Source organism: Xanthomonas sp. LMG 8993, from assembly GCF_009835065.2.
Classification (GTDB): Bacteria; Pseudomonadota; Gammaproteobacteria; order Xanthomonadales; family Xanthomonadaceae; genus Xanthomonas; species Xanthomonas arboricola.
Genome location: NZ_QVIF02000003.1, coordinates 200,494 through 219,267, shown reverse-complemented (window position 1 = coordinate 219,267; position 18,774 = coordinate 200,494). Strand labels below are relative to the sequence as shown.

General features: G+C 66.6%; 20 protein-coding genes. 6 read left to right on the top strand and 14 right to left on the bottom strand.

The features are described 5' to 3' along the window. Positions 1-47: 47 nt before the first annotated feature. Positions 48-722, bottom strand: a complete 675-nt coding sequence (locus DYQ94_RS07365) for a GntR family transcriptional regulator (protein ID WP_024938271.1) — start codon at positions 720-722, stop codon at positions 48-50. Between the two features lie 235 nt (positions 723-957). Here DYQ94_RS07365 and DYQ94_RS07360 point away from each other — a divergent pair, with 235 nt between their 5' ends. The 3 genes from DYQ94_RS07360 (at position 958) to DYQ94_RS07350 (ending at position 3,302) form a co-directional block, all read left to right on the top strand. After that, a complete protein-coding gene (locus DYQ94_RS07360) occupies positions 958-1,863 on the top strand; it encodes a gallate dioxygenase (protein WP_024938270.1) in 906 nt (301 codons plus the stop codon). A gap of 10 nt (positions 1,864-1,873) precedes the next feature. Then, positions 1,874-2,233 (top strand): protocatechuate 3,4-dioxygenase, encoded by a 360-nt coding sequence (locus DYQ94_RS07355; RefSeq protein WP_039523676.1) that lies wholly within the window; start codon positions 1,874-1,876, stop codon positions 2,231-2,233. Between the two features lie 67 nt (positions 2,234-2,300). Further along, on the top strand, positions 2,301-3,302 hold the full coding sequence (locus DYQ94_RS07350; protein WP_160955083.1) for a LysR substrate-binding domain-containing protein: 1,002 nt from the start codon (positions 2,301-2,303) through the stop codon (positions 3,300-3,302). A 194-nt stretch (positions 3,303-3,496) separates the two neighbouring features. On the opposite strand, the gene DYQ94_RS07345 is transcribed toward DYQ94_RS07350, so the two are convergent. The 7 genes from DYQ94_RS07345 to DYQ94_RS07315 all read right to left on the bottom strand — a co-directional run bounded on the left by DYQ94_RS07345 (position 3,497) and on the right by DYQ94_RS07315 (position 10,482). Further along, on the bottom strand, positions 3,497-4,975 hold the full coding sequence (locus DYQ94_RS07345; protein ID WP_160955082.1) for an AMP-binding protein: 1,479 nt from the start codon (positions 4,973-4,975) through the stop codon (positions 3,497-3,499). Between the two features lie 204 nt (positions 4,976-5,179). After that, positions 5,180-6,649, bottom strand: a complete 1,470-nt coding sequence (locus DYQ94_RS07340; protein ID WP_160955081.1) for an aldehyde dehydrogenase — start codon at positions 6,647-6,649, stop codon at positions 5,180-5,182. An 83-nt stretch (positions 6,650-6,732) separates the two neighbouring features. Further along, positions 6,733-7,560 (bottom strand): p-hydroxycinnamoyl CoA hydratase/lyase, encoded by an 828-nt coding sequence (locus DYQ94_RS07335; RefSeq protein WP_046345766.1) that lies wholly within the window; start codon positions 7,558-7,560, stop codon positions 6,733-6,735. 34 nt (positions 7,561-7,594) lie between these two features. Continuing rightward, positions 7,595-8,068, bottom strand: coding sequence for a MarR family winged helix-turn-helix transcriptional regulator (locus DYQ94_RS07330; protein ID WP_024938266.1), 474 nt, complete (start codon positions 8,066-8,068; stop codon positions 7,595-7,597). Between the two features lie 145 nt (positions 8,069-8,213). Continuing rightward, positions 8,214-8,609, bottom strand: coding sequence for an EF-hand domain-containing protein (locus DYQ94_RS07325; RefSeq protein WP_160955080.1), 396 nt, complete (start codon positions 8,607-8,609; stop codon positions 8,214-8,216). Positions 8,610-8,775: 166 nt separating this feature from the next. Beyond that, positions 8,776-9,498: a hypothetical protein gene (locus tag DYQ94_RS07320; protein ID WP_016900745.1), complete on the bottom strand. Its 723-nt coding sequence runs from the start codon at positions 9,496-9,498 to the stop codon at positions 8,776-8,778. Positions 9,499-9,579: 81 nt separating this feature from the next. After that, the gene (locus tag DYQ94_RS07315) at positions 9,580-10,482 is read right to left on the bottom strand and encodes an SMP-30/gluconolactonase/LRE family protein (RefSeq protein ID WP_160955079.1); all 903 of its coding nucleotides are present in this window, start codon (positions 10,480-10,482) and stop codon (positions 9,580-9,582) included. 259 nt (positions 10,483-10,741) lie between these two features. Here DYQ94_RS07315 and DYQ94_RS07310 point away from each other — a divergent pair, with 259 nt between their 5' ends. Then, on the top strand, positions 10,742-11,851 hold the full coding sequence (locus DYQ94_RS07310) for a Gfo/Idh/MocA family protein (RefSeq protein WP_039530564.1): 1,110 nt from the start codon (positions 10,742-10,744) through the stop codon (positions 11,849-11,851). Between the two features lie 311 nt (positions 11,852-12,162). Here DYQ94_RS07310 and rlmM read toward each other — a convergent pair whose 3' ends face one another. The 6 genes from rlmM to DYQ94_RS07280 form a co-directional block, all read right to left on the bottom strand. After that, complete coding sequence (gene rlmM / locus DYQ94_RS07305) at positions 12,163-13,206, bottom strand: 23S rRNA (cytidine(2498)-2'-O)-methyltransferase RlmM (RefSeq protein ID WP_184428965.1); 1,044 nt, start codon at positions 13,204-13,206, stop codon at positions 12,163-12,165. A gap of 36 nt (positions 13,207-13,242) precedes the next feature. Continuing rightward, positions 13,243-13,803 (bottom strand): nucleoside deaminase, encoded by a 561-nt coding sequence (locus DYQ94_RS07300; protein WP_024938261.1) that lies wholly within the window; start codon positions 13,801-13,803, stop codon positions 13,243-13,245. After that, entirely contained in the window at positions 13,803-14,219 is a 417-nt protein-coding gene (locus tag DYQ94_RS07295; protein ID WP_160955077.1) for a hypothetical protein, read from the bottom strand. Before DYQ94_RS07295 ends, DYQ94_RS07300 begins: the two co-directional genes overlap by 1 nt. A gap of 176 nt (positions 14,220-14,395) precedes the next feature. Further along, entirely contained in the window at positions 14,396-14,668 is a 273-nt protein-coding gene (locus DYQ94_RS07290) for a hypothetical protein (RefSeq protein ID WP_126966995.1), read from the bottom strand. 40 nt (positions 14,669-14,708) lie between these two features. After that, positions 14,709-15,638, bottom strand: a complete 930-nt coding sequence (locus DYQ94_RS07285) for a DMT family transporter (protein ID WP_046345772.1) — start codon at positions 15,636-15,638, stop codon at positions 14,709-14,711. 217 nt (positions 15,639-15,855) lie between these two features. Continuing rightward, complete coding sequence (locus DYQ94_RS07280; RefSeq protein ID WP_160955076.1) at positions 15,856-17,595, bottom strand: glutamine--tRNA ligase/YqeY domain fusion protein; 1,740 nt, start codon at positions 17,593-17,595, stop codon at positions 15,856-15,858. 244 nt (positions 17,596-17,839) lie between these two features. On the opposite strand from DYQ94_RS07280, the gene DYQ94_RS07275 reads away from it, so the two are divergent. Together DYQ94_RS07275 and DYQ94_RS07270 are read left to right on the top strand one after the other, a co-directional pair. Continuing rightward, entirely contained in the window at positions 17,840-18,481 is a 642-nt protein-coding gene (locus DYQ94_RS07275) for a glutathione S-transferase family protein (RefSeq protein ID WP_160955075.1), read from the top strand. A gap of 1 nt (position 18,482) precedes the next feature. After that, the gene (locus DYQ94_RS07270) at positions 18,483-18,713 is read left to right on the top strand and encodes a putative signal transducing protein (RefSeq protein WP_016900736.1); all 231 of its coding nucleotides are present in this window, start codon (positions 18,483-18,485) and stop codon (positions 18,711-18,713) included. Positions 18,714-18,774 lie beyond the last annotated feature (61 nt).

The window sequence follows — 18,774 nt, the reverse complement described above, 5'->3', positions numbered from 1 at the left end:
ACCAGGCCTCGCCAGTGCACGCTGTCCGCGCCAAATCCGTGCGCGCGTCAGATGCCCATGCTGTGGCGCTGGGTATTGGCATGCTCGCGGAACAACAGCTCGGCACGCGCGCCATCGCGTTGTTCGATGGCCGAGACGATGGCGCCGTGCTGCCGATGTCCGTAGTACAGATCGTCGTAGGCCAGGGTGGGCGAGCGTTGGCCGAACACCACATTGACCGGGCTGACGAAGGGCACCACGGTGCACCGGTCCACGGTCTCGGTCAGGATCGGCTTGTTGGCTGCCACCACGATGGCACGGTGGAAGCGGGCATTCATCGCGCCATAGGCCTGCTCGTCGTCGGCATCCAGGCTGCGCGAGGCCAGGATCCGGTCGCCTTCGCCCAGACAGGCATGCAGCGTGGCCAGCAACGCAGCCGAGGCGCCCTGTTCGGCGACGGCGCGTGCGGCCATGCCTTCCATCAGGGCGCGCACCGCCAGGGCGTCCAGGCTTTCCTGCTGGCTGAAACGTCGCACCGCATAGCCGCGGTTGCCGGCCTGCACCAGCAGGCCTTCCTGGCACAGCGCCGGCAGGGCCTGACGGATGGGGGTGCGCGAGATGGCCAGTCGTTCGGCCAGCGCGGCTTCGGTGATGCGCTCACCGGGGGCGAAGGTGCCGCACAGGATCAGTTCGCGTAGCTGCTGGACCGCTTGCAATCGGTGGTTGTTCGCCATTGGCTCCATTCTCTCGCGCCGTACCGCAGCGCACGTTCCTTCGACGGGGAAAACTCGCAAAACCGGTATAAAAACCTTGCAGATGAGAGCGCTTGGTGGCACTTTGGATCCCAAGGATACCGTTTTGGCGGTCCGGAGTGGCTGGTCGGCGTTGTTGGGATCCCATGGCGGGACGGATTTCGACTCAATCAATGGTGCGCACCCGGCCAGGGAAAGTGGCCGGCGTGCATCGCAGGAGTGCAGCATGGCAAGCATCATCGGCGGCATCGGAACCTCGCACGTTCCCACCATCGGGGTGGCCTACGACAAGGGCAAACAGCAGGATCCGTTGTGGAAGCCGTTGTTCGACGGCTACACACCGGTGGCTGCCTGGTTGGCCGAACAGCAGGCAGACGTGCTGGTGTTCTTCTACAACGACCATTGCACGACGTTCTTCTTCGACCTGTATCCGACCTTCGCCCTGGGCATCGGCGAGCGCTTCCCGGTGGCCGACGAAGGCGCAGGGCTGCGCAACCTGCCGCCGATCCGCGGCGATGTGCAATTGCAGGCGCATATCGCCGAATGTCTGGTCAACGACGAGTTCGATCTGACGGTCTTTCAGGACAAGCCGATCGACCATGGCTGCGCGGCGCCGCTGCCGTTGCTGTGGCCGCACGTGCCGGACTGGCCGGGCACGGTGGTGCCGATCGCGATCAACGTGCTGCAGTACCCGCTGCCGACCGCGCGCCGCTGCTATCGCCTGGGCCAGGCGGTGCGGCGAGCGATCGAATCCTATCCGGAGGATCTCAGAGTGGTGGTGGTGGGCACCGGCGGACTGTCGCATCAGATCCACGGCGAGCGCACCGGTTTCAACAACACCGACTGGGACATGGAATTTCTGGACCGCTTCCAGCATGCGCCGGAAACGCTGACCGATCTCACCCACACCGATTACGTGCGCCTGGGTGGCGCCGAGAGCGTGGAGCAGATCATGTGGCTGGCGATGCGTGGCGCGCTGGGCGGGCCGATCCGCAAGCTGCATCAGAACTACTACCTGATGACCACCACCGCGATGACGGTAGTGTTGTACGAGCCGGGCGTCGAAGCCGCTGACGCGCCGTCTTCGGCGCAGTTGCTCGCGCACGCCACGTCTACCGCGAATGCTGCATGAGGGCCGGCCGATGAATCCGCAAGTACAGGGCATGGACCAGATCGGCGGCACTTACCTGTTCGATCTGCGCACCAGCAACCGCGCGTTGCGCATCAACCGATTCTTCTGGCATATGATCCGCGCCCCATGGCGCGATCGCTTTCTTGAAGATTCCGAAACCCTGATGCAGGAAGCCGGCCTCACCGAGCATGAAAAGGCGCTGATCCGTGCACGCGACTGGCTCGGGCTGGTGCAGTACGGCGCCAACTTCTTCGTCATCGAAAAATTTGCCCGCGTGGTGCGCATGACCAATCTGCAGGTCTACGCCATCATGCGTGGCGAATCCTTCGAAGATTTCATGCAGACCCGGCGTGTACCCGATGCACGCTGAGCTGCAGGCGGCGGCCTGGTGCCGTCCCGCCGCATTCCCCGACTTCCCAACGTAAGGTCTACCCCCCATGACCATGTCCTCCGTGTTCTTCGAACACCGCATCAAGGTCCGGCATCTACGTGTCATCGAGGCACTGGACCGGCAGAAAAGCCTGCTCCGCGCCTCACGCGTCTTGAACGTCACCCAGCCCGCATTGACGCGTGCCCTGCAGGAGATCGAAGAGATCGTCGGCGCGCCGCTGTTCGAGCGTCATTCGCGCGGCGTGCGCCCCAATGCCATGGGCGAGGTGCTGGTACAGACCGCGCATGTCGTGCTCGGCCAGTTGCGCCGCGCGCAGGACACCTTCGAGGGGCTGCTGCAGGACGATGCGCTCACCATCACCGTGGGTGCGTTGCCGGTCGCCGCCAGCGGCCTGTTGCCGGCCGTACTGGCCGCCTTGTATCGCGCCGAACCCACGCTGCGGGTACGCCTGCTGCACGGACGCACCGACGAACTGCTGCCCAAGCTGGCCGGTAACGAGATCGACCTGGTGGTGGGCCGGCTGTATCCGCTGGCCCGCTACGACGCGTTGATCCGCAAGGTGCTATACCAGGATCCGATCGCGCTGGTGGCGCGCAGCGATCACCCCCTGTTTGCCAACGGCCAGGTGCGCATCGCCGAAGCCGCTGCGTATCGCCAGGTGCTGCCGACGCTGAGCCAGCATGTCGAGCGCGACGTGGCGCAGGTGATGCGCGAGCACGGGCTGGCCACGCGCGATCAGCTGCGTTCCAGTTCGGCCAGCTTCACCCGCGAGATCCTGCTCGGCACCGACAGCATCGCGGTGATGCCGAGCATGATGGTGGCCGGGGATATCGCACGCGGCGAGCTGCGTGCCTTCCAGCTGCAGCAGCCCTCGCAGGCGCGCACAGGCGGGGTGATCTATCGCGATGGCAGTGCCATCCACAAGCCCGGCGTGCGCCTGTTGATGCGCGAACTGGAACACCAGTTGGCGGTCATGGCCGAGCAGGGGGCGGTGTGGGTGGACGACCAGATCAGCGAGGACAACCTGTTGCTGGGCGAGTCCGCGTGATCGATTGAGCGCGGCATGCGCGGCGCAAGCCGCTGCCGTGTCGGGATGGCCTGGAGTGCGGCATGCACGCAACGGGCAGCTCAGGCTGCCCGTTGTGCTGTCTGGCATCGGCCGCTGCCGTGTCGCTGGTGTGGCGGGGCAGCAGCCTGCGCGTCACTGCCGGCTGCTCGCGGCGTAATCCACATCCGGGCGCATCACGCTTCGGTGGCCAGGGCATCTTTCAGGCGCGCCTTCTGCAGCTTGCCGGTCGCGGTGCGCGGCAGCGCCTCGACCACGCGCAGGTGTTTGGGCACCTTGTATTTGGCCAGCCGTTCGATCAGATAGGCGCGGATCTGCTCCAGATCCGGCGTCTCGTCGGCCGGCACGATCGCCAGGTAGCCCACCTCTCCCCATTGCGGGTCGGCGATCCCCACCACTGCGCATTCGCGCACCTGCGGGTGATCGGCAAGCAGCGCTTCGATCTCGGCCGGATACACGTTCTCGCCGCCGGAAATGAACATGTCCTTCTTGCGATCGACGACCCAGAAGAACCCGTCGGCATCGCGCCGCACGATGTCGCCGGTGCGGAACCAGCCGTGCTCGTCGAGCGCAGCGGCGCTTGCCTGCGGGTCGCGCCAGTAGCCGGGGCTGAGGTTGGCGCCGCGCAACAACAGCTCGCCGGGCACGCCGACCGGGCAGTCGTTGCCATCGCCATCGACCACGCGCGTCTGCACTGCAGGGGTCGAAATGCCGACCGCGCCCAGCTTGTCGCGGATCACCGCGCAGTCCACCGACATGCCGAACACCGTGCCGGCCTCGCTCATGCCGAAGCCGCTGACCATCGGCACACCGTCGTCCAGCCAGCCGAGCAGGTCATCGCTGGCATGCGGCGCGCCGCCGCTGACCAGCGCGGTGAGATGCCGCAGCGACGCCGCGTCGAAACCGGGCTGGCTGCGGAAGGCCTGCATCATCTGCGGCACGCCGACGTAATGGGTGATGCCCAGCGACTGGTCGCTCAGCCAGCCCAGCGTGCGCGTGGGCTCGAAGCCGTTGGAGACCTGGATCGAGCCGCCCACCGCCAGCACCGGGCGCACGTTGGTGGCCAGGCCGATGATGTGGAACATCGGCGCTTCGCACAGGAAACTGCTACCGGCATCCACGCGCGTGGTGACGCCGAAGTTGTGCGCCACCTGCTGCAGGTTCTGCTCGCTCAGCATCACGCCTTTGGGCTGGCCGGAGGTGCCGGAGGTGAACAGGATCAGGCTGATGCGTTCGGGTGGAATCGACCCGGTGTCCGCCGGTTCGAGCGTGTTCGCCGCATCGACGAAGTCGGCCAGCGAGGCGACATCGGCGCGCCCTGCCGCAACGTCGTCGCCCAACAGCAGGCGTGGCTCGGCGCGCTGCAGCAATGTATCCAGTTCGGCCGTGCTCAGCCGCCAGTTCAGCGGCACATAAATGGCGCCGACGCGTCCGCAGGCGAAATGCAGCGCCACCTGCCAGACCGAATTGCGCGCAAGCACGGCGAGCCGTTCGCCATCGATGCAGCCGCGCGCCTGCAGCAAGGCGGCCAGACGGCCGATCAAGACATCCAGTTCTGCGTACGTCCATTGCCGGTCCAGCAGCAGGTCGCGGGCGGCAAGCCGGTGTGGGGTAAGGCGGGCGTGGAAGGAGATCGAGTCGGTCGGCATGGTCATGGCGCTGTCTTCCGAATGCAGATTGGGGGAGTGACTGGCGTGAGTGCGACGGCTGCGGCTGAAGGTTGACGCGTGTGCGAAAACACCTGGCGAACGCTCACCAGAAAGTGCGGACACACCGCAGGAACCGATGGGCAAGGCAGTGCCTGTCGCATCGCGTTGCGACCGCGCTCTGGTGATTGCGCGGTCGGTGGGCTGAAGGGCCTAATTGAGATAGATGGTCTTGGTTTCGAGGAAGGCGTGCAGCCCTTCGATGCCGCCTTCGCGGCCGATCCCGGAGTGCTTGACCCCGCCGAACGGCATGTCGAAGTCCACCCACATGCCATTGATCGAATGACTGCCGCTGCGCACGCGGCGGGCGATGCGGTAGGCGCGATCGGGGTCCTCGCTGTAGACCGTGCCGTGCAGGCCGAAGTCGCTGGCATTGACCTTGGCGATCAGGTCGGCCTCGTCGTGGTAATCGATGAAGCTCACCACCGGGCCGAAGATCTCTTCGCGGGCGATGGTCATGTCCGGCGTCACCCCGGCAAACACCGTCGGCTCGATGAAGAAGCCGCGCGGCAGATGCGTCGGGCGGCCGCCGCCCATGACCAGGCGCGCGCCCTCGGCGCTGCCTTGTGCGATGTAGGACTGCACGCGCTCGAGCTGGCGGCCAAGCGCCAACGGGCCCATGCCGGTCTCGGCTGCGAACGGGTCGCCCAGCTTGAGCGCGCCAACGGCCGCGCAGTACGCCTGCAGGATCTGGTCGCGTCGCTGCGCCGGCACCAGCACCCGGGTGAGCGCGAAGCACACCTGGCCGGTGATCGGCATCGAGTAGAGCACCAGGCTGGGCAGCAGCTTGGCGATGTCTGCATCGTCCAGCACGATCGCGGCCGACTTGCCGCCCAGCTCCAGCCCGACCCGCGCCAGCCGCTCGGCGCAGGCCACCCCGATCAGCCGCCCCGCCTGGGTGGAGCCGGTGAAACTCACCTTGTCCACCTGCGGATGGCGGATCAGCTGTTCGCCGACCTCGCGACCGCCCGGCAGCAGATTGAACACGCCATCGGGCACGCCGGCGGCGCTGATGCATTCGGCCAGGATGTAGGCGTCGATCGGCGTTTCCGGTGAGGGTTTGGCCACCACCGTGCAACCGGCCGCCAGGGCCGCAGCGACCTTGTAGCAGAGCAGTACCAGCGGTGCGTTCCAGGGAGTGATCGTGGCGACCACGCCCACCGGCTCCTGCACGATATGCACGCGGCCGCCGTTGGCACGTGCACGCGGCTCCACGAATGGGTGGGTTGCGATCAGGTCGCCGTAATAGTCGAACAGGCCGGGTGCCTGCTGCGAGGCGCGGCGACTGAAGCCGATGGTGGCGCCGACCTGTCCGGTCCAGGCTTCGGCCAGCTCCGGCAGGCGCGCACGTAGCTGTGCGGCCACGCGCTTGAGCACGACGCCACGCTCTTGCGGCGATAGCTGCGGCCAGGGGCCGCTGTCGAACGCGGCACGCGCGGCGGCGATGGCCGCCTCGGTGTCCGCCGGCGAGGGCTCGGTGTAGCGCAGCAGGCGTTGTTCGGTGTGCGGGGCAATCACATCGACGTCGCGATCGCCGCTGCTTGCGCGCCATTGGCCGTCGATGAACAGGCCCAACGGCCCACGCGCGGCGATCCCGCGCAGGGTTGCGGACAAGGCTTCCATACTCCCTCCTCGGTGCAGAAAACCACTGGCAGCGCCAGCGATGCATGTGGTGCACGCATCGCTTCAGGCGCCGTAGGACGTGCTCAGGCGCTGTTTTTGGTCAGGTCGTATTCGCCCAGGCCAGGCTTGTAGCTTTTCTCGTCGATGAACTGACGGATGCCTTCCTTGCGGGCGTTGTTGTCGAACGAATTGGCCGCTTCCTGCATGCGCACCAGGTAATCTTCGGCTTCGTCGTAGGTCATGGTGCCGACCCGGCGCACGGCGTCCTTGGCATATTTCAGCGCGACCGGGTTCTTCCTGAGCAGCAGCTCGGCCACCTCGCGCGTGCGCGCCTCCAGCCGTTCCAGCGGTACGCTTTCGTTGACCAGGCGCCATTCGGCGGCCTTCTTGCCGTCGACCATCTCGCCGGTCAGCGTCATCCACATCGCATCGCGCATGGACAGCAGTTCCACCGCGACCTTGGTGACGCCGCCACCGGGCAGGATGCCCCAGTTGATTTCCGACAGGCCGAACTGCGCCTCGTCGGCGGCGATCGCCAGATCGCAGGCGAACAACGGCCCGAAGCCGCCACCGAAACACCAGCCGTTGACCATCGCGATGGTGGGTTTCTGGTACCAGCGCAGGCGGCGGAACCAGCCATAGGATTCGCGCTGCGAGCGACGCACGCCGCGCAGGCCCTGGGCCTCGGTCTCGCGGAAATATTCCTTCAGGTCCATGCCGGCCGACCAGGCGGTGCCTTCGCCACCGAGCACCAGCACGCCGACGTTGTCGTCGAATTCCAGCTCGTCCAGCACGTCCATCATGCGGCGGTTGAGCGCCGGGCTCATCGCATTGCGTTTGTCGGGGCGTGCGAACTTCACCCAGGCAATGCGGTTTTCGATGCGGACCGATACCACGTCATGCTCGTTCAAGCGGCGTCTCCTTCGAGTCGGTACAGAGTGGAAGTCACAGTTCTTCAGCGAGCGCGGCGTCCGGCACGTTTGCCCGTTCCAACGTGGCGCTGGCGTTCAACTTGCAGAGCAGGCGCAGCAAGGTCTGCTGCTCGCTGGCCTGCAGGCCGGTGCAGGTGCGCGCGACCGCCCGCGCCAGGCAGCCCTGCGCGGTGCCGAGCGTGCGCTCGCCAAGCGGGGTGAGGTACAGGCCCTTGCTGCGTCGGTCGCGGCCGGCCAGGCGCTCGATCAGGCCCTGCTCGGCCAGTGCGTTGGCGATCTTCATGCCGGCAGCGCGATTGACCAGCAGGCGGTTGCCCAGTTCGGTCTGGTCGCAGCCGGGCTGGTCGCGGATATGGATCAAGGCGGTGACGCGCGCCGGGGTCAGGTGCAGTTCGGCCAGTTCCTGGCGCGCGGCGTGGCTGGAGGCCAGGGTCGCCAGTTGCAATTGATAGCCAAGGTCTGCGGCAAGGGCCAGGCGAGCGCTCATCGATCCATCCAAATTGTATCCGTTAAATACAATCTAGCCGACCGAAGCGGGCACTGCAAGAGGTTGTGGTGGTCATATACGAAGGGCCGTGCGCGCCTGCGTAGCGCGGGTGCGCACGGCCCTGTTTGCGATGCTGCCGAATGCCTTACCGGATCAGCCAGCCGGCCAGCTGTTCGCGGCTCAGGTGGCCGCTGTGCTGGGTGTCGAGCGCGTCGAATTCATCGGCCAGTGCCGGGTTGGCCTGTGCCTCGGCGCGGCTGATGCTGCCGTCGCCATCGGTATCCATGGCCTGGAAGTCGATGCGGTAGCTGCCGACCAAGCTGTTGGGCTGGATCGAGCGCACGATCACGCTGGACTCGCCGCGCGGGCGCTCCAGCTGGGCCTGATGGGTGACCTCGCCGCTGGACAGCGGCTGGGTGCGAATCACATTGGGCACATCGATCAGCGGCATGCTGCTGGCCGGCGTCGGCGCCTGTTGCGCGAGCGCGTGGCCGCCGAGCAGCAGCAATACGGAAAACGAAACGGTACGAACGGTGGTCATCAGATCCCCCTGATGTGGAACAGCCCGCAAGCATAGAGGCTGTCGGGCGTCCTGAGGTGTGCAACGTGCGCTCGGGCTGACGGCAGTGCAGCGTGCGCGATGCGGCATCGGCAACCGGGACCCATGGCCGCAGCGCACCGTCGCACGCCGCATCCAGGACAGCGGCTCAGCCGGGGATGAATGGAAACACGATCTTCAACAGGCCCTTCAGACCGCCCTCGGCAGTGCTGGCCACGGCCTTGGCGCCCAGGCTGTTGAGCGCGCGCCGTACGTCTTCCCAACGCACCTGCGCGATATCCTTCTTCAACAGGTCCGCCACTTCTTCGGCGGTGGGCGTGAGCTTTTGCAGTTCGCGCACGGTGGCCTGCGGATCCGGCTGCAGATAGCCCCAGCGCTCGGCGACTTTCAGCAGCGTGTCGAAGCGTACCGCGACCACTTCGCGATTGCGCTCGTACACCGGCAAGGCACCCACATCCAGGATGGCCTGTTCGAATTGCTGCGCATCGTCCGGGTGCTCGATGCGTACCGCCAGAAAGCCTTCCTTGCGGCTACGCTCGCTGACGTGCTTGGCACCAGAGCGCAGGTTGTCTTCGGTGAGCACGTTGGCGACGATGCGCTGCATTGCCGCGTCGCCTTCCTCGGGTACCAGCGAGCGCCAGCGCGCATAGCCGTCGCGACGCAACGCCTTGACCTTGGCCGAGGTCACCCGCAGCTGCAGCGCGACCATCGCGTTGGAGCTGTTGCGCGAGATGGCGCCGTCGCGTTCGAGCAGCACGAAGATCAGCAATTCCAGATCGCGCTTGGTCAGCGATTGGAATCCCTGCAGCAGGGTCAGGCGCAGGAATTCGTTGCCGAAGGCAGCCGCGTCCTTGAGTTCGATCGGTTGCATGGGGAGTCCTCCACGGGTGACCTGCAGGATGCCAGGATGCTGTTGCGCGACCTGAGAACCGTTGCGACGCGCGCAGCAGTTTCAGCGTCCGGTTTCGCGGCCCGGACGATCGGACCTGAACGTTTCAACTGCGCCACGATCCTGCAAGGTGACGAACACCTGTTTGCCATCGGTGCCGCCGAACGCGACGTTGCTGGCCTTGCGGCCTTTCAACGCGACCTTGCGCAACAACTTGCCCTGCGGCGAAACCACCGCGATCTGCCCGGCATCGTAGCGGGCGATATAGAGGTTGCCGTCGGCATCGCAACGCATGCCATCCATGCCGAAGTCCGGGAAGCTGATCAGCAGGCGCTTGTTGCGCAGGCCGCCGTCGACGCGGTCGTATACCCATACCTTGCGCGACATGCTTTCGTTGACGTAGAGATGCTTGCCGTCGGGGCTGACGTCCAGCCCGTTGGGAGTGGTCATGCCCGATTCCATCAGCGCGACGACGCCCTCGCGGCTGATGTGCCACAGGCGGCCGCTGTTGTCCTTCCAGTTCGGGTCGCTTGCATAGAAGCTGCCATCGGGCGCGATCGCCAGATCGTTGGGGCCGTCGGCGTCGGGCAGCGAGGCGAAGGTGCTGACCGCACGCGTCTGCAGGTTCACCTGCAGGATCTTGTGGCCGGTGAAATCGGCCACGTACATCGTCCCGTCGCGGAAGCGGATGCCATTGCCGGTACTGCCCTCGGGCAGGGTCACGAAGACCTCTGCCTTGGCGCTGCCATCGGCGTGCAGGGCAATGCGCGCGATGGTACCGTCCTTGCCCAGATTCACCGCATAGAGCGCGCCATCCGGTCCGGCGGCAGGACCTTCGGCATTGTGGGTGAAGGTGCCGTCGCCGATCAGGTCGCGCGCAACGAAGGGCGCATCGGCAGCGATCGCCAGCGAGCTGGACAACAGCAACGCCAATGGCAGGAAATGGCGGCGGACGACAGCGGTCATGCGGCATGCTCCAGATGGGATCGTTGCCAGTGTGCCAGAACGTGCGCAGCGGCCATGGCGGTGATCACGCACGATCAAGTAAGGTGCCCGGGCAGCATTGGCCGACGAGCGACCAACAGCAGCACTGCGCCCATCTGCGGGCAGTGTGAGTGGGCGCGCTGCGGCATGTACCTACTGACACTCCGTGCGAGTGTGTCGTCGTCGCTGACGACCGCATGCGATGGTGTCAGCCGCTCTCAATCTTGCCAAGGAGGTTTGCATGTCCGTGGAATCGATCACACGTCGCCGTTTGCTCGCCGCGTTCGGCAGTGCAGGCATCCTGCTTGCTGCGCCCGGCTGGGCATTGCCGAAGAAAAAGCCGGGCAAGCCGCTCAACGTGGCGTTGGCCGGCCTGGGTAGTTATGCCAGCGAACAGCTCGCGCCGGGCCTGGCATTGACCAAGCATTGCAAGCTGGCCGGCATCGTCACCGGCACGCCCGCGAAGATTCCGCAGTGGCAGGCCAAGTACGGCATCGCCGACCGCAACGTCTACAACTACGAGAACTTCGACCGGATCGCCGACAACGACGACATCGACGTGGTGTACATCGTCACGCCGACCCATCTGCATGCGCCGCTGACGCTGCGGGCGGCGGCGGCCGGCAAGCACGTCTGGTGCGAAAAGCCGATGGCGATGCATGCCGGCGAATGCGAGGCGATGATCGCGGCGTGCAAGCGCAACAAGGTGGCGCTGACGATCGGTTACCGCATGCAGCACGAACCCAACACGCGTCGCCTGATCGCGATGGCCAGCGAAAAACCGTTCGGCGCGATGCAGCGTGTGCGCGCCGAGGCCGGGTACAACGGCTATCACGATGCGACCAAGGCCGATCGTCCGTGGCGCTTGCGCTCCCAGTTCGGCGGCGGGGCGATGTACGACATGGGCGTGTACCCGCTCAACGCCGCGCGCTACACGGTGGGCAGCGAGCCATTGGCCGTGACTGCCAAGCGCTGGACCGATCGCCCCGAGCTGTTCGACGAAGTCGACGAGCATATGGACTTCACCCTGGAATTCCCGAACGCGGTGCGTGCCGAGTGCAAGACCAGCTTCGGCAACAACATGAACGTGCTGCGTGCCGAATGCGAACGCGGCTGGTACGAGTTGTCGCCGTTCCAGAGCTACCAAGGCGTGACCGGCAAGGCCAGCGACGGGCGCGTGTTCGACGCCAAGGTGCCGCACCAGCAGGCACTGCAGATGGACGAGGACGCGCTGGCGATCATCAACGGCACCCCGCTGCGCGCGCCCGGCGAAGAAGGCCTGCGCGACATCCGCATCGTCGATGCGATCTACCGCTCTGCCCGCGAGGGCAGCAAGCGAATCGTGCTCTGATCGCGCCTAAGCTCCGTCAATCGACGGAGCTGCCCGCCGAAGCGAAACGAGCAGGCTGGCGCGCACCAGCCTGCCACGATGAAGTCCCCAAGGGCCGTGCAGTCGACTACCAAAAAGCGGCTACCCAGCAATCACGCCGGATTGCCATCAGTGCGACTGGCGCAGGTGAATCACCACACCAGCTCCCGCGATACCCGCCAGCACCCACCGCAATAACAACGCCACCAATCCGCGCTTTTACGATTCCCGATTCCCGATTCCCGAATCCCAGCTCTTACGATTCCCCAATCCCGATTCCCGATTCCCCGCTCTCAACCCCGCATCGCCAACACCGTGATCTCCTCACGATCGTGATACAGCTGCTTGGCACGCACGATCAGCGATTTCTCGGCCTGCTGCTCGAACAGGTCCAGGCACAGGCGGGTCTCGTCCCAGCGCTTTTTCATCGGCAGCTTGAGGTTGAAGATGGTGTTGCGGCACCAGCCTTCGCGGATCCAGGTGGCCATGCGTTCGGCCACGCGGCGCGGTTGCTCGACCATGTCGCAGACCATCCAGTCCAGTGCCTGCGCAGGCTTCCAATGGAAGCCGTCGGCGCGCAGATGCTCGACCAGGCCGGTCTCCAGCACGTACTCGCGTAGCGGGCCGTTGTCGACGCTGGTGACATGCACGTGCTGGCGGGTGAGCACCCAGGTCCAGCCGCCGGGGGCTGCGCCCAGGTCGGCGGCGCGCATGCCGGGCTTGACCAGCGCTTCGCGTTCGTCCGGTGCGAGCAGGGTGAGCAGGGCTTCGTCGAGCTTGAGCGCCGAGCGCGAGGGCGCCTCCGGCAACAGCTTCAAACGTGGAATGCCCAGAGGCCAGGGCGCGCTGTCGGCACTGTCGGCCACCGCCAGCAAGACGTGGTCGCCATCGAGAAAACAGATGTGCAGCCGTGCCAGGCGCGGCTGCGGCTTGTCGGTGAGCAGGCCGGCCTTGCGCAAGGCCGGACGCAAGGCATTGCCGAAGCTGCGCGCCAGCCCTGCCAGCGGCTTGCCCGCGTCCGAATCCGGGTGTTCCACCCACAGATCGCCGAAACGCGGCTGGCCTTCCAGTGCGGCCAGGATCGGCGTGATGCGGTCCTTGGGGTCGATGCCCTTGAGTTCGGCAATCACCACCAGCTTCTGCCGCGCGAAGATCAGCTCGCGCCAGTGCAGCCTGGCAGCCAGTTGTGCGGCCTCATCGCAGACGAACAGCACATAGCCGTCGTTGCGCTGGGTACGCGCATAGCCGGCGATGCCGACGAATGCGGCGCGCGCGCTCAACTCGGCGGCCAGCTCCGGCTCGAAGCCCTGGCGGCAGTAACACAGCAGGCCGCTCATCGCAGTGCCTGGCGTGCGCGATCGCTGCGGGGCAGATCAGTAATGGTCACCGCCGCCCTCGCCATAGTTGCGCAGTACCGCGCAGGCCTGATCGCGATGCACGTCGCGCACCACCTCGATGCCGCGGCGGGTGAGCTCGCCCACCCAGTCGGCAGGCAGCGGGCCTTCGTCGAATTCGGTCAGCGCCATCACGTCTTCGGCGCGTGCGCCGATCAGCAGCCGGTCGATGCCGGCCCACACCGTGGCGCCGTAGCACTGGCAGCACGGCTGCGCGGAGGTGGCCAGCGTTACCGGCGACAGCACATCGTTCAGGCGCGGCGTCTGCAGGCGCTGCTGCGCGAGCATGTAGGCCATGTTTTCGGCATGCGCCAGCGAGGTGGTCTGCGGCACCACGCGGTTCACCGCTGCGGCGATGATGCGGTGGTCCGGGCCGAACACGACCGCACCGAACGGGCCGCCGCTGCGCTCCTGCACATTCATCCGCGACAGTTCGATTGCCAGCGCCACCTTGTCCTCGTCGCTGGGATAGGCGCGGCTGTCGTCGACATGCGCGTGGATCCAGTCGGGCAGCGTGAGGTGGACTTGCGCGTAAAGCATCAGTGGACCATTTCTGTAGAGGGGGGAGCGGGGCGCAGTGTATCGGCCTGGGCGTCCTTTGCGGCACATTGCCCGGCCACGCACTGGCAGGCACTGATCTCGCGGAAGCCGCACACGCTCATCATGCCGCTGGCCTGGCACTGCGCCATCACGCCTTTGGGGTCGGTGGCACTGTTGACGTTGACGCAGGCCGGGAAGGCGCCGCAGCAGTTGCCCACGTTCTTCACCGTGCAATCGGCATCGGTGCGGCAGGTGGTGGTCACGGTGACCGTTTTGCCGGTGGCCGGGCCGCTTGCCGAGCCGGTCGCCGGAGGCGGCGCGGCGGTATCGGCCGGCGGTGCGGCCACGCAGCCGATCGACACCAGACAGGCCAGCAGCAACAGCGTGCTCAGACACCGGGACAAAAGACGGGACATGCGGCCGCTCCGATCAGGACAGGTGAGCGGCCATGGTAAGCCCCGGATGCGCGGAATGTGGCGCGCGCTGGATCAGCTACGGAAAGCCCGGGGGTCGGGGCCCTGCGCGCCTTGGGGGTGATAACGCTGGCCGGGTCGCGGCGTGCGACCGCAACACGCCTGCAGCCTCAATGCAGTCAACGCTGTCTGCGCAGCGCCAGGTGGCAGCGCGTGGCAAGGTCCAGTTGCTGCATGCTTTCGTCGCGGCGGTCGCTGGGCAGATCGTCATCTGGCCGGCCCGGAAGAAGCGTGCAGAACACCTCGGCCGGGGTCACCGCGTTCGAGACGGGTGGCTGCGGCGAGCAGGCCGCCAGGCCGAACGACAGCGAAAACACCGCGCTGCGCAGCGTGTTTGCAGGCGGGCGTGGACATGGTTGTGGGAGGCACATGGCGGCGTTGCTGGCGGACACAGCCTGCAATCTAGGCCGCTGCGTGCATCAGGTGCCGGCGTCATTTCGCTTCCGCATGCAGTGCTGCGCACCACAGCACGCCGACCAGCAGGCAGGCGATGGCGGCCAGCTCCAGTGGCGTGGGCAGGCGCATTTCCCAGGCAAAGCCGTACAGCAACGCAAAGATCGTCTCGAATACGATCATCTGGCCAACCAGAGTCAGCGGCAGCACCCGGCTGGCCCGGTTCCACAAGGCGTTGCCGATTACCGACGCCAGGATACCCAGCAACAGCGAGATGCCCCAGAAACTGGCCCAGTCGATCGGCGCATGTGGCGCGCTGCCGATCAGTGCGGCCGGCGCCAACAACAGCGCCAATGCGCCGGTGACCACGCCGGTCAGCAGCGACCAATCGCCACCTGACAGGTCCGGGCGCCGCCGCAGCCAGCGCGCATTGCCGATCGAATAGGCCGACCACGACACCAGTGCACCGACTGCGCACAGCAGGCCGGCGATGCGGGTGGCGCGATCGCTGGCGTGGTGAGCGGCATCGTGCTGCAAGGTGTCCAGGGCGACCAGCGCCACGCCGATGACGCACAACACGCAGGGCGCGGCCAGGCGTCGCAGTTGCACCGCGCCTGCGGCCCGCGTACCGATCACGGTGACCACCACCGGCAGCAGGCCGATGATCAGTGCGGTCGCCGCACTGCCGGCCCACTGCACCGCGCTGCTGAGCAGCACGTAGTAGATCAGGTTGCCCAGCAGGCTCAGACGCACCAGCGCCCACCATTCGGTGCGCCCCAGCCGCGCAGCGGTCTGGCGCGCGCGCGGTGCCAGCACCAGGGCTGCGACCGCGCCGTACGACAGGTAACGGGCCACGGCCAGTTGCAACGGCGTGAACGCCGCCAGCAACTGCGGCGCCAGAAACACCAGTCCCCATAACGCACCTGCGCCGATGCCGCAGGCAACACCCACCATCAAGCGCTCACGCATCGTGCTGCTCCTTCATGCCATGCAGCATGCAACGAAGTGCGGCAGGCAGTCTCCATTGCGCTTGTTCATCAACTCAGAAGATACCGCTCTGAGGCGCCGTCCCCGCTGGCTGCATCACGCGTGATGACCACAATGGGTGCGCCGATCGCCGCAGGCCTCGCTGCGGCTGCCTGCTGCCGTTCCCGCGCCGGATGGCTGGCATCCGGCGCGGTCTGACTCACTTGGCCCAGGTGTCGCGCAGGGTCACGCTGCGGTTGAACACCGGCGTGGCGGCGCTATGGTCGCGGCGATCGGCAACGAAGTAGCCGGTACGCTCGAACTGGAACGACTGCTCGGGCGCTGCCTGTGCCGCGCTCGGCTCCACGTAGCCGCGCACGCTGCGCTTGGACTCGGGGTTGAGATGGTCGCGGTAGGTCTTGCCCTCGGACTCGTCATCGGGCTTTTCCACCGAGAACAGGCGGTCGTACAGGCGTATTTCCGCTTCCACCGCATGCGCGGCGCTGACCCAATGGATGGTGCCCTTGACCTTGCGGTTGGCGCCTTCCATGCCCGGACGCGACTCCGGGTCCAGCCAGCCACGCAGCTCGACGATCTCGCCTGCGTCGTTCTTGATCACCTCGTCCACGCGCGCAATGCCGGCGCCGCGCAGGCGGATCTCGCCGCCGGGCACCAGGCGCTTCCAGCCCTTGGGCGGGACTTCGGCAAAATCCTCGCGCTCGATCCATAGCTCGCGTGAGAACGGCACCTCGCGCGTGCCGAAGGATTCGTCCTTGGGATGGTTGGAAAAGCTCAGCGTCTCGCTGTGGCCTTCCGGCAGATTGGTCAGCACCAGCTTGAGCGGGTCGACCACCGCCATGCGGCGCGGCGCGGCCGCATCCAGATCCTCGCGCAGGCAGCCTTCCAGCACCGAGAAATCGATCAGCGAGTTCTGCTTGCTGATCCCCACCCGATCCACGAACAGGCGCATCGCCGCCGGCGTATAGCCGCGCCGGCGCAGGCCCTGCAGCGTGTACATGCGCGGGTCGTCCCAGCCGTCCACCAGCTGTTCTTCCACCAGCGCAGTGAGCTTGCGCTTGCTCATCACCGTGTAGTTGATGTTCAGGCGCGAGAACTCGATCTGGCGCGGCTTGGCCGCCTCGCGCGGCAGGCCCTTGTCCAGCAGCGGCTGCAGCAGCTCCGGATGCGCGGCCAGGTCCACCTTGTCCACGCACCAGTCGTAGAGCGGGCGGTGGTCTTCGAATTCCAGCGTGCACAGCGAATGGGTGATGCCTTCCACCGCATCGCCCAGCGAATGCGCGAAGTCGTACATCGGGTAGATCGGCCACGCATTGCCGGTGTTCTGATGCTCGACATGCTTGATGCGGTACAACGCCGGGTCGCGCAGGTTGATGTTGCCGCTGGCCATGTCGATCCTGGCGCGCAGGGTGCGTGCGCCATCGGGGAATTCGCCGGCACGCATGCGCCGGAACAGGTCCAGGTTTTCCTCGACGCTGCGCTCGCGGAACGGCGAATTGCGGCCGGGCTCGGTCAGCGTGCCGCGGTACTCGCGCACCTGCTCGGCGGACAGGTCGCAGACGAAGGCATGGCCGTCGCGGATCAGTTTTTCCGCGGCCAGGTAATACACCTCGAAATAATCCGATGCGTGGCGCAGCTGCGCCCACTCGAACCCCAGCCAGCGCACGTCGTCCTGGATGGCGACCACGAACTCGGGGTCTTCCTTGGCCGGGTTGGTGTCGTCCAGGCGCAGATTGCACAGCCCGCCGAACTCGGCGGCCAGGCCGAAATCCAGGCAGATCGCCTTGGCGTGGCCGATATGCAGATAGCCGTTGGGCTCGGGCGGGAAGCGGGTGCGGATGACCGTGTGCTTGCCGCTGGCCAGATCCTCGCGGACGATCTGGCGGATGAAGTCTTTCTTCTCCGCCGGGGCGGTGGCGTCGGTGGCTAGGGTCTCGGACATGCGCGCATCAGCAATAGGTAAACCGCAAGTTTAGGCGGTGGCACCGGTTAGGGGTAGGCGGCGTGTCAGTGGCCGGCCATCGCGCGCCACCTGCGCGCGGTGGTCCTGCGCGCAAGCGCCTTGCTGCCTGGGACTGCATGGGCTGACCGCAGCCAGGCCGGGTGCCATCAGCAGGCGGCACGGCGGGCTGGCCGGCATCGCCGCCGGCGCGTACGCTGCGGCGATCCTTCGGAGTGCCCCACGCATGCCTTTGCCCCGCCTGGTGATCGGCGACAAGACCCTGTCCTCCTGGTCGCTGCGCCCGTGGCTGCTGCTGCGGCATTTCCAGGTACCGTTCGAAGAGATCGCGCTGCCGCTGGATACGCCGCAATTCCAGGCCCGCATCGCCGGTTATTCGCCCACCCGCAAGGTGCCGGTGCTGTGGGACGACACCCTGCATGTCTGGGATTCGCTGGCGATCTGCGAATACGTCAACGAACGCTGGCTGGATGGCCGCGGCTGGCCGGCCGAGCTGTCCGTGCGCGCGCAGGCCCGCGCGGCGGCGGCGGAAATGCACTCGGGCTTTGTGGACTTGCGCACCCAGCTGCCGATGAACCTGGCCCGCGCGCCTGGCCCGGCCCGCTGGGACGCGGCTACCGAGCGCGACATCACCCGCATCCAGGCGCTGTGGGCCAGCCTGCGCGCCGAGCATGGCCATGCCGGGCAGTTCCTGTGCGGCGACTTCGGCATCGTCGATGCGATGTTCGCCCCGGTCGCGCTGCGTTTTGCCAGCTACGGCGTGCCGTTGTTCGAGGCTGCCGGCGATTACCTGGCCGCACTGGATGCGCTGCCGGCACTGCGCGAGTGGAAGCAGGACGCCGCGCGCGAACGCCTGGAGCGCGGCTGACATGCAGATCGCGTATCGCGCCAGTCACATCATCGACGCGCATCTGGCCAAGCACGCGCTGGAGGATGCCGGCATCACCGCCTTCGTGTTTGGCGAGTCGCTCTTGGGCGGTGCCGGGGAACTGCCTGCCTTCGGCGTGCTGCAGGTCTGCGTGGCCGACCTGCACCTGAGCCAGGCACAGGCGGTATTGGCAGAGATCGGCCTGTGCGGCGAGGTCACCCGCGCGCTGTAGCGCAGCGCCCGTCGCAGGAGCGCGCCCGGGCGCGCCGAGGCTGTGCCGATAAACGCCACGT